The organism is Micromonospora sp. 4G55 (assembly GCF_016803375.1).
The window spans coordinates 1-8,836 of record NZ_JAEVHN010000230.1; the positions used below are offsets into that span (position 1 = coordinate 1).

10 protein-coding genes and 5 pseudogenes are annotated in these 8,836 nt (G+C 72.9%); 8 read left to right on the forward strand and 7 right to left on the reverse strand.

The features are described 5' to 3' along the window. Window positions 1-198: NAD-dependent epimerase/dehydratase family protein (locus JNW89_RS19060; protein ID WP_375155117.1), on the reverse strand; the 198-nt coding region annotated here is incomplete at its 3' end. A 158-nt stretch (window positions 199-356) separates the two neighbouring features. On the opposite strand from JNW89_RS19060, the gene JNW89_RS19065 reads away from it, so the two are divergent. The 3 genes and pseudogenes from JNW89_RS19065 to JNW89_RS19075 all read left to right on the forward strand — a co-directional run bounded on the left by JNW89_RS19065 (window position 357) and on the right by JNW89_RS19075 (window position 3,659). Continuing rightward, window positions 357-1,271 carry a MurR/RpiR family transcriptional regulator gene (locus tag JNW89_RS19065; protein ID WP_238449933.1) on the forward strand — a complete coding sequence of 305 codons (915 nt, stop codon included), beginning with the start codon at window positions 357-359 and terminating at the stop codon, window positions 1,269-1,271. Continuing rightward, the gene (gene murQ, locus JNW89_RS19070) at window positions 1,268-2,218 is read left to right on the forward strand and encodes an N-acetylmuramic acid 6-phosphate etherase (RefSeq protein ID WP_238449934.1); all 951 of its coding nucleotides are present in this window, start codon (window positions 1,268-1,270) and stop codon (window positions 2,216-2,218) included. Before JNW89_RS19065 ends, murQ begins: the two co-directional genes overlap by 4 nt. Window positions 2,219-2,669: 451 nt before the next feature. After that, window positions 2,670-3,659, forward strand: a pseudogene (locus tag JNW89_RS19075) (RNA polymerase sigma factor RpoD/SigA). 73 nt (window positions 3,660-3,732) lie between these two features. Here the strand turns inward: JNW89_RS19075 and JNW89_RS19080 are convergent. Continuing rightward, the gene (locus JNW89_RS19080; RefSeq protein ID WP_238449935.1) at window positions 3,733-4,710 is read right to left on the reverse strand and encodes a C40 family peptidase; all 978 of its coding nucleotides are present in this window, start codon (window positions 4,708-4,710) and stop codon (window positions 3,733-3,735) included. Window positions 4,711-4,992: 282 nt separating this feature from the next. On the opposite strand from JNW89_RS19080, the pseudogene JNW89_RS38880 reads away from it, so the two are divergent. Beyond that, window positions 4,993-5,490 (forward strand): annotated as a pseudogene (locus JNW89_RS38880) (DUF6232 family protein); the annotation flags it as partial. Further along, window positions 5,451-5,729 (forward strand): annotated as a pseudogene (locus JNW89_RS38885) (DUF6232 family protein); the annotation flags it as partial. The pseudogenes JNW89_RS38880 and JNW89_RS38885, both read left to right, overlap by 40 nt. A 19-nt stretch (window positions 5,730-5,748) precedes the next feature. Here the strand turns inward: JNW89_RS38885 and JNW89_RS19090 are convergent. After that, window positions 5,749-6,078 (reverse strand): DUF3817 domain-containing protein, encoded by a 330-nt coding sequence (locus JNW89_RS19090; RefSeq protein WP_088960642.1) that lies wholly within the window; start codon window positions 6,076-6,078, stop codon window positions 5,749-5,751. A gap of 25 nt (window positions 6,079-6,103) precedes the next feature. Beyond that, complete coding sequence (locus JNW89_RS19095; protein ID WP_238449937.1) at window positions 6,104-6,508, reverse strand: hypothetical protein; 405 nt, start codon at window positions 6,506-6,508, stop codon at window positions 6,104-6,106. A 117-nt stretch (window positions 6,509-6,625) separates the two neighbouring features. Here JNW89_RS19095 and JNW89_RS19100 point away from each other — a divergent pair, with 117 nt between their 5' ends. The 3 genes and pseudogenes from JNW89_RS19100 to JNW89_RS19110 all read left to right on the forward strand — a co-directional run bounded on the left by JNW89_RS19100 (window position 6,626) and on the right by JNW89_RS19110 (window position 7,841). Beyond that, the gene (locus JNW89_RS19100; RefSeq protein WP_238449938.1) at window positions 6,626-6,946 is read left to right on the forward strand and encodes a DUF6158 family protein; all 321 of its coding nucleotides are present in this window, start codon (window positions 6,626-6,628) and stop codon (window positions 6,944-6,946) included. Continuing rightward, window positions 6,946-7,269 carry a hypothetical protein gene (locus JNW89_RS19105; RefSeq protein WP_238449939.1) on the forward strand — a complete coding sequence of 108 codons (324 nt, stop codon included), beginning with the start codon at window positions 6,946-6,948 and terminating at the stop codon, window positions 7,267-7,269. Before JNW89_RS19100 ends, JNW89_RS19105 begins: the two co-directional genes overlap by 1 nt. Window positions 7,270-7,299: 30 nt before the next feature. After that, window positions 7,300-7,841, forward strand: a pseudogene (locus JNW89_RS19110) (DUF1360 domain-containing protein). Window positions 7,842-7,903: 62 nt separating this feature from the next. Here JNW89_RS19110 and JNW89_RS19115 read toward each other — a convergent pair. From JNW89_RS19115 to JNW89_RS19125, 3 genes and pseudogenes are all read right to left on the reverse strand, one after another. Beyond that, window positions 7,904-8,116 carry a hypothetical protein gene (locus JNW89_RS19115; RefSeq protein ID WP_238449940.1) on the reverse strand — a complete coding sequence of 71 codons (213 nt, stop codon included), beginning with the start codon at window positions 8,114-8,116 and terminating at the stop codon, window positions 7,904-7,906. Window positions 8,117-8,162: 46 nt separating this feature from the next. Continuing rightward, the gene (locus JNW89_RS19120) at window positions 8,163-8,387 is read right to left on the reverse strand and encodes a hypothetical protein (RefSeq protein WP_238449941.1); all 225 of its coding nucleotides are present in this window, start codon (window positions 8,385-8,387) and stop codon (window positions 8,163-8,165) included. A gap of 68 nt (window positions 8,388-8,455) precedes the next feature. Continuing rightward, window positions 8,456-8,738: pseudogene (locus JNW89_RS19125) on the reverse strand (3-deoxy-7-phosphoheptulonate synthase); the annotation flags it as partial. Between the last annotated feature and the right edge of the window lie 98 nt (window positions 8,739-8,836).

Genomic DNA, 8,836 nt, shown 5'->3' on the forward strand with positions numbered 1-8,836 from the left:
CCGCACGGCCCGCTCGACGCCCGCCGGGCCCATCAGGTCCGCGGTCACCCGCACCGGGCCGGACGCCGCCGGCCCCGCCCCGGTGGCGCTCTCCCGCTGGGGTACGACCACCCGCCAGCCCGCCTCGACGAAGGCGGCGGTGACCGCCCCGCCGAGTCCGCCCGTTCCTCCGGTGACCAGCACGCTGCGATCCGCCATGCGGGACACCGTAGCGTGGGGTGCGACCGCGGCGGACGGGAGCGTGATGCTGCGGTGACCGCACACGCTGCCGGAACGTGACGCGCGCGGGGGATACTTGTGTCGGATACGCGCGGTGATGGTTGACGGGCCACCGTTTATGAAAGTAAGTTTCATCCGTGGCGAAGAGTACGAAGGTTTCTGCGAGTCACGAGCCGGGTGGGCTGATCGTCCACATCAGCGGCCTGCTGCCCTCGCTGTCGCCCGCCGAGCAGCGGGTGGCCCGGCTGGTCGTCTCCGACCCGGCCGACGCCGCGCGGCGGACCATCACCGATCTCGCCACCGCCGCAGAGACATCCGAGGCCACCGTCATCCGGTTCTGCCGGTCGGTCGGCATGGACGGTTACCCGCAGTTGCGAATCCGGCTCGCCGCCGAGGCCGCCCGCCGGATCGAGCCGCCGGACGCCCGGGTCGTCGGTGGTGACATCCCGCCCGGCGCGGATCTGGCGCAGATCATCGCCACCATCGCGTTCAACGACGCCCGGGCCGTGGAGGAGACCGCCGAGCAGCTCGACCCGGCGGTCTGCGAGCGGGTGGTCGACACCATCGCCGCCGCCGGCCGCATCGACGTCTACGGCGCCGCCGCCAGCGGCTTCGTCGCCTCGGACTTCCAGCAGAAGCTGCACCGCATCGGCCGCACCGCCTTCTACTTCCCCGACATTCACACCGCACTGACCTCCGCCGCGCTGCTCGGCAAGGGCGACGTCGCCGTCGGCATCTCGCACACCGGCACCACCTCCGACGTCATCGAGGTGCTGGAGCAGGCCCGGGCGCGGGGCGCCGCGACCGTCGCGCTGACCAACTTCCCCCGCTCGCCGATCACCGAGGTGGCCGACTTCGTGCTCACCACCGCGGCCCGCGAGACGACCTACCGCTCCGGCGCGATGGCCAGCCGGCTCGCCCAGCTCACCGTCGTCGACGTGCTCTTCGTCGGGGTGGCCGCACGGAACCGGGCACGGGCCCGCAAGGCCCTGGAGGCGACCGCCGAGGCGGTCCAGTCGCACCGGGTCGGCCCGGGGCGGAGGCGCGGGTGACCGCCGGTCGGGTGGAGCCGGACGAGGCGGCGATCATGGCCCGACCGGTGGTCCGGGTGGGCGCCCCGACCGAGCGTCGCAACCCGGACAGCGCCGACCTCGACCTGATGTCGACCCGGGACGTGCTCACCGTCATCAACGATGCCGACCGCCGGGTGCCGGCCGCCGTCGCGGCCGTCCTCGACGAGATCGCCGCGGCCGTCGACCTGGCCGTGGCGGCGCTGCGCGGCGGGCACCGGGTGCACTACTTCGGCGCCGGCACCTCCGGCCGGCTCGGGGTGCTCGACGCCGCCGAGCTGGCCCCCACCTTCAACTCCCCGCGGGACTGGTTCTGCGCCCACCTGGCCGGCGGCCCGGACGCGATGCTGCGCGCGGTCGAGGACGCCGAGGATGACGAGCGCGGCGGCGCCGCCGAGGCGGCCGAGTGCGTACGACCGGGCGACCTGGTCGTCGGCCTGGCGGCCAGCGGGCGCACCCCGTACGTCCTCGGGGCGCTCGCCGCAGCCCGGGCGCAGGGTGCCGCCACGGTGCTGCTCTGTGCGAACCCGGAGGCGGCGGCCGCCTCCTCGGTCGACGTGTTCATCGGGGTGGACACGGGACCGGAGGTGGTCACCGGGTCGACCCGGATGAAGGCGGGCACCGCGCAGAAGTTGGTGCTGAACAGCTTCTCCACGGCCGTGATGGTGCGCCTCGGCCGGGTCTACTCGAACCTCATGATCGACATGGTGGCCACCAACGCGAAGCTGCGCGGGCGGATGATCTCCATCCTGATGGAGGCCACCAACTGCTCGGAGGAGATCTGCCGGAGGGCCCTGCACGAGGCCGCCGGCGATCTCAAGACCGCCCTGGTCTCGCTGGTCTCCGGGGCCGAGGTGTCCGCCGCCCGGGCCGCCCTGGCCCGCAGCGCGCACCAGGTGCGCGGCGCGCTCGCCCTGCTCGCCTCCTGACCCCCTCCGCCTCCCCGGTCCGCCCACTGGACCGGGTGAGACGTGGAACACGTCGCGGATGGGACGTCCCGCACGCCCGGATTGTTGTCCAGGGCGTGGGGTAATCAATCCCGGAGCGGATGAACCGACCGGTACACCGGCGCGTATCTGGCAGTGACCAGGATCGCAGCCGGGCGGTGACGAGGGTCGCTGCGTCGTTGGGGTCGCAATGGTGCGATTGCCAGGGGCGGAGGTCGATTTCCCCCGATCCGCCAGCCTGTTCGTGGTGCGGACTCGGTGAGCCCCGAATGGGCGCTGACAGCAAACGTGGACTTGGCTTTCAGCTGATACTCAGGCATTCGTGACACTTTCGACTCACGACATGGAATCCCCGACACGTCTCATCTGTTGTGTAGGTGTCAGCACCGACGGGCACAGCGGAGGTTACGGGGGAGGGCCGATGGACGTGGGGATGGCAAGGAACCGGGCAACCGGCGGCGAGCGAGGGGACCGTGGGTAACGTGGACAAGAACATCGGCATGCGGACGACGAGGTCGCCGAGGAGCGCGACCTGGTCGGCGTCTACCTTCACGAGATCTCCCGGACGCCGCTGCTGGACGCCGCCAAGGAGGTCGATCTCTCCAAGGCCATCGAGGCCGGCCTGTACGCCGAGCACTTGCTCGGCGAGGACCGCGTCCCCGAGGGCGTCGACCGGGACGACCTGGAGCGCCTGGTCGTCGAGGGCGAGCGCGCCAAGGATCTCTTCATCCGGGCCAACCTGCGGCTGGTCGTCTCGATCGCCCGCCGCTACGTCCGGTCCGGGATGCCCATGCTGGATCTGATCCAGGAGGGCAACACCGGCCTGGTCCGCGCGGTGGAGAAGTTCGACTACGAGCGCGGCTACAAGTTCTCGACGTACGCGACCTGGTGGATCCGTCAGGCCATCAGCCGGGCGATCGCCCAGCAGGAGCGGACCGTGCGACTGCCGGTGCACCTGGTCGAGGACGTCAACCGGATGCGCAACGTGGCCCGGCAGCTCACCCGTGAGCTGGGCAGCGACCCGGAGCCGGAGCAGATCGCGGCGGCCCTCGGCGTCACCGTCGAGCGGGTCAACGAGCTGGTCCGCTGGTCGCAGGACACGGTGTCGCTGGACACCCCGGTCGGCGACGACGGCGACACCAAGCTCGGCGACCTGGTCGCCGACAGCGACGCCCCGTCGCCGGAGGAGATCGTCCTCACCGGTCTGGAGCGGCAGCGGATCGAGGGTCTGCTCAACCACCTCGACGACCGGTCGGCTGGCATCATGCGGGCCCGGTACGGGCTCGAGGACGGTCGGGAGCACTCGCTCACCGAGGTCGCGTCGCGCTTCTCGCTCTCCCGGGAGCGGATCCGCCAGCTGGAGATCCAGGCCCTCGGCCGGCTCCGCGAGCTGGCCCGCGCCGAGGGGCTGCAGGCAGCCTGACCTGGTAGTAATGACGGCGAACGGCCGGCGTCCGATAGGGGGACGCCGGCGTTCGCCGTGTTGTGGGTTGGGGTCAGCGGACCCGGCCGTAGCCCTGGATGGGCATGATGTCCATGTCCCGCTTGAGCACGTTGCGCCCGGCGCTGGGCGCGTCGATGATCTGGCCGCCACCGACGTACAGGGCCATGTGGCCCAGGCCGCTGTAGAAGACCAGATCGCCGGGGCGCAGGTCCCCGCGGCCGATGTGGGTGACCACCCCCCACTGCATCCGGGTGTTGTGCGGCAGGGACTTGCCGGCCGCCCGCCAGGCGGCGGAGGTGAGCCCGGAACAGTCGTAACCGCCGGGACCGTCGGCGCCCCAGACGTACGGCTTGCCGATCGCCCCGTACGCGTAGCGCACCGCGACCCCCGCGTTGCCCGCCACGGCGGGCGCGTCGGGGGCGGAGCGGGCGGCCGGCCGCGGGCTCGGCGCCTCGGTGGCCCGGCCGTACGCCTCCCGGCGCAGCTCGTAGAGGCCGGCCAGGTCGCGCTCGATCTTCTTCCTGGTGTTCGCGATGCTGCGCGCCTGTGCGGCCTCCCGGGCCAGCGTCGCGTCCAGCCGGTTCTTCTCGTCGACCAGCTTGCGTTGGCTGGTGGTGAAGCCGGCGATGCGGTCCTGGCGTTCCCGGGTGAGCCGGTCGATCGTGCTGAGCCGGTCCAGCAGGGAGACGGACCCGCCCGGTTCCAGCAGCGCCTGCGCGGTCCGCAGGCCGCCGGTCTTGTACGCGGTGACGGCCAGCTGTCCGACGTCCGCCCGGCTCCGCGCGGTCTGTTCCTCGAGCGGACCGATCCGCGCGTGCAGCGCGGCCGCGGTCTCCTTGTTGGCCTTGATCTCCTCGTTGAGCTTGTTGTAGGACTCGACGACCCGTTCCAGCTCGGTCGAGGACTTCTCGATCCGTGCGGTCAGCTCGGCCACCGACGGCTCGGCCCGAGCCACCGACGACGGGGCGATCAGCGCGGCCGTGAGGCCGGCGACCGTGAGCGTTCGCACCAGCATCCGTAAGGACGACAAGAGCGGAAGGCTCCTCTCCACGGGCCCTCGGGGGATGCTGACGCCCCCGACGGCACCGGCTCGGGGCCATCCGGACGGATGGCGGCCGACCGCGCCGGCCCGCCCAACGTAACCCGGGACGGGAGTGACGCGCAGGGGAAGCCGGGGCGAAAGTTGGCAAAGGGGCAGGAAAGGCCGCTGCGCAGCGTGACATCCCCTGACGCCGTTGTGGCGTGGCGTGCAGCGTGTCGCGGGCACTTCGTCGCTCTTGGCCGCTTGCGCCGGATTCGTCGTTCTGGACGGATGTCGTGGCACGTGAGCGACGATCGCCGGACAAACCCGAAATGGAGGCCGGATGCGGGCGGTCCTGATCCGCCGGGCGTGGCGGAGGCGGAAATCCGACCGGCACGGCTGGCAGGCGGGCAACAGAATGGAACCCGGTGCCGGGAATCCCGCCGTGAGCAGGCACGGGGCGGTGGGAGAGCCGACGCCGCCGGCCCCTGGGAGGACGCCGTGCAGCAGGCAGACCGCTCCGCCACCCGCCCGCCGCGCTCGTCGCGCGGGACGACCCTGCTCTACGCGCGCCCGGGGATCGTGGTGACCACCGAACAGTTCACCGTCGGTCGGAACACCTTCGCCGTCGCCGACCTCACCCACCTGCGGGTGGGGCGCGGGCCGCACGACCGGCTGGCCGTGCGCGCCGCCGCGGTGACCGCCACCCTGATCACCGGCGTCGGCGTGCTGCTCGGCTTCACCGGCGGGCTGCAACGGCTCACCGCCGGGGCGTACCTGACCTTGGGGGTGGTGTTCCTGCTGCCGGTGCTGCTGGCGCTGGCCGCGACCGCTGGCGGCCGCCGGCGTACGAGTTGTGGGGGCACTGCGGCGGCGTCGAGGTGCTGCTGTTCAGCAGCGACGACGAGCGGCAGTTCGACCAGGTCAGCCGGGCGCTGAACCGGGCCCGGGAGCTGCACCGGTATCCCGACGCGGAGGACCCGGCCACCGCGGCCGGCTACTGGCGACCGCAGCCCCGACGGGCCTAGACCGCAGCCCCCTCGCCGCCTAGCGCGCGGCGACCGGCTCCGGGGCCTGCGGCTGCCGGGCGGCGAGCTCGCGGGTGACCTTGCGCTCGGCGACGAACGACACGAACGGCACCGTGCCGGCGAGCATCACCAGCAGCATCCGCTTGAGCGGCCAGTTCACCCGGCGCCCCAGGTCGAAGGTGGCGGCCAGGTACAGCATGTAGAGCCAGCCGTGCGCGGTGCCGACGACCGCCACCACGATCGGCTCGTCGAACGCGTACTTCAGCGGCATGCCGATCAGCACCAGCACGGCCAGCGCCACGCCCACGATCCAGGCGATCACGCGGTACCGGGTAAGGGCTCCGCCCACCGTCGTCCGTCCTTCCGCACCGGCCTCAGCCGGGATAGTCGCCGGGCCTCGCGCCCGGATTGGCGTTCAACCATGTCAGGTAGCGGTTGTACTCGGTCAGGTCCGCGTCGTCCGGGGCGTGGACCGGAGCCGGCACCCGGGCCACCCGCACCGGGCGGCGTACCGCCGGGGCACCCGGCTCCGGCGCGGTGCCACCGGCCGTCTCCGGCGCGGCGACGGCCGGGCCGCGCAGCGTGTGCCGGACCTCACGCCACCAGACGAAGACCACGAAGCCGGCGAAGATCGGCCACTCCACGGCGTACGCCCAGCTCAGCGTGTTGCCCGAGGCCGCCCGGCTGATCTGCCACCAGCCCAGCGCCAGGAAACCGACGACCAGCACGACCATGGCCACGTGGCGGGCGATCCACGCCGGTGTCCAGAGCCGTTTCATGGCATCGAGCGTACCGGGACGGCCGGGCGTCTCCGACGCGGTGTCGTAGGAGGGTTTGGTGACACCCCGGCTGGGCATCCGTCTAGATGCCAGCCCGAACGAGCCCGAGGGGGCGACATGACCGAATCAGTACGCCAGTCCGGTGACGTCAGCCCGGAGCAGCGGATGACGGAGTGGGACGGTGACCACGCCCACGACACGTCGGCCTCCGGCGCGCACGTCGACGGTGAGCTGCTCGGGGTGGACCCGGCGGAGCTGGACGACGAGGACCTGATCCGGGAGCTGCAGAGCCTGCACCGCACCCGGCTGGACACGCTGCGCCACGCGGCCGACTCCGCGCTCGCCAACCACCTGCGCCGCACCGCCGAGCTGGAGACCGAGTACCTGGCCCGGCACCCCGGGCGCGAGGTGGACCCGAGCCGGCTGCGGGACGCCTGATGGGCACGCACGCCGAGCGCGGGATGTCCGCGCCGCCCGAGGTGGTGTTCAACACCGCGACCGACCCGGACCGGGCCTCGGCCTGGCTGCCGGAGCCGCTGCGGTCCGACGGTGGGGAGCGCCCCCAGGCCAGCGCCGACGACCTGCGGGCCCGGTGGAGCAGCGACTCCGCCCCCGGGTGGTCGGCGGAGATCCAGGTGGAGCAGGCCGACGCCGGCGGGTCCCGGGTCCGCCTCGACCTCACCGGCGGGGACAACGGCCTGGCCGACGAGACCCTGGCCAACCTCGCCCGCGAGGTGGCCGACAACCTGACCGCGGGTTGAGCGGAACGTGACGAACAACGAGGAGACGTGGTGACCCAGGGCGGCCTGAAGCAGAAGGTGGCGCGGCTGCGCCAGGCGTACGCGCCGCACGAGCACCGGCCGCTGGGCGGTTACCTGGCCGCGATGGGCACGTACGCCACGGTCACCGCGTCCCTGGCCGGCGTGGTCCGGGCGACCGGCCGGCCGGTGCCGGACGGCCCGCCCCGGCCGACGTGGTGCTGCTCTCCATCGCCACGCACAAGCTCAGCCGGCTGCTCTCCAAGGACGCGATCACCAGCCCGTTGCGAGCCCCGTTCACCCGCTACGACCACCCGATCGGCAGCGGCGAGGTGATGGAACACGTCCGGGACCGGGGCAGCTCGACCCGGCACGCCATCGGCGAGCTGCTGAGCTGCCCGTTCTGCCTGGCCGTCTGGGTGGCCACCGGCCTCACTGGCGGCCTGGTGCTCGCGCCCCGGCTGACCCGGCTGGTGGCCACCGCGCTGACCGCGGTCGCCGCCTCGGACTTCCTCCAGATGGGGTACGCCGTCGCCCAGCGGGCCGCCGAGGGCGGGGACCACGACGAGAACTGACCCGTACGCGAAGGGGGCCGGCGCGGCGCCGGCCCCCTTTCGCGTCGTTCGCGTCGTCCCGCTCAGGTCGGGGTGGTGCCGTGGTCCTCGCCGGCCCAGCCGCGCGAGGCCTCCGGCTCACGCTCGTCGGAGTCCTCGTCGGTGATCACGTCGCGGTCGACCGCGGTGCGGTCGTGCTCGTTGGCGAAGTCCGGCTCGGGGGTGGTGTCCCGGCCCTCCGGGGGCTGGCCGAGCGCCGGCACGGACTCGTGCTCGTGCCCCTCGTGGTGCGTCATGCCGTCGTCCTCTCGTCGTCCTCGTCCACCCCCGTGCGTCGCGCGCTCAGGCCACCGAACCACCCAGCAGGTCGGCCGCCTCGTCCGCCGCGTACTCGCCCTGCGGGAGCGCGGCGATCCGGGCGAGCAGCGTCGGCGGCAGCTCCGCGGCGACCGCCCGGCGGTAGATGTCCGCCTGGCTGATCCGCTCCTGGCCGTGGTAGATGTCGTCGAGCAGCTCGTCGAGCTGCCGGGTGTCGACCTCGTCGGTCACCGGTGCGTCATCGGTCACTCCGCCCAGCTACCCCCGCCCGAATCGCCCAAACCCGTGCAGAGGCTGTCGGGTCTCCCGACAGCCGCTCAGGCGGGGGTCGGCAGGGTCGCCCGACGGGCCCGGACGGCGGCGGCCAGGTGGTCCAGGACCTCGGCCGTGGTGTCCCAGCCGAGGCAGGCGTCGGTGACCGAGCGGCCGTAGGTCAGCTCCCGGGTCGGGTCCAGGTCCTGGCGGCCTTCGAGCAGGAAGCTCTCCAGCATGATGCCGACGATCCCGCGCTGCCGGCCGCGAGCTGGGCGGCCACGTCGGCGGCGACCTTCGGCTGGTTGCGGTGGTCCTTGCCGCTGTTGGGTGGCTGGCGTCGACCACCCAGCCGAGGCAGGCGTCGGTGACCGAGCGGCCGTAGGTCAGCTCCCGGGTCGGGTCCAGGTCCTGGCGGCCTTCGAGCAGGAAGCTCTCCAGCATGA

Coding starts and splice junctions, on each gene's coding strand:
- JNW89_RS19095 (WP_238449937.1), bottom strand. CDS start 6,508: ATGAAACGGCTCTGGACACCGGCGTGGATCGCCCGCCACGTGGCCATG.
- JNW89_RS19100 (WP_238449938.1), top strand. CDS start 6,626: ATGACCGAATCAGTACGCCAGTCCGGTGACGTCAGCCCGGAGCAGCGG.
- JNW89_RS19105 (WP_238449939.1), top strand. CDS start 6,946: ATGGGCACGCACGCCGAGCGCGGGATGTCCGCGCCGCCCGAGGTGGTG.
- JNW89_RS19115 (WP_238449940.1), bottom strand. CDS start 8,116: ATGACGCACCACGAGGGGCACGAGCACGAGTCCGTGCCGGCGCTCGGC.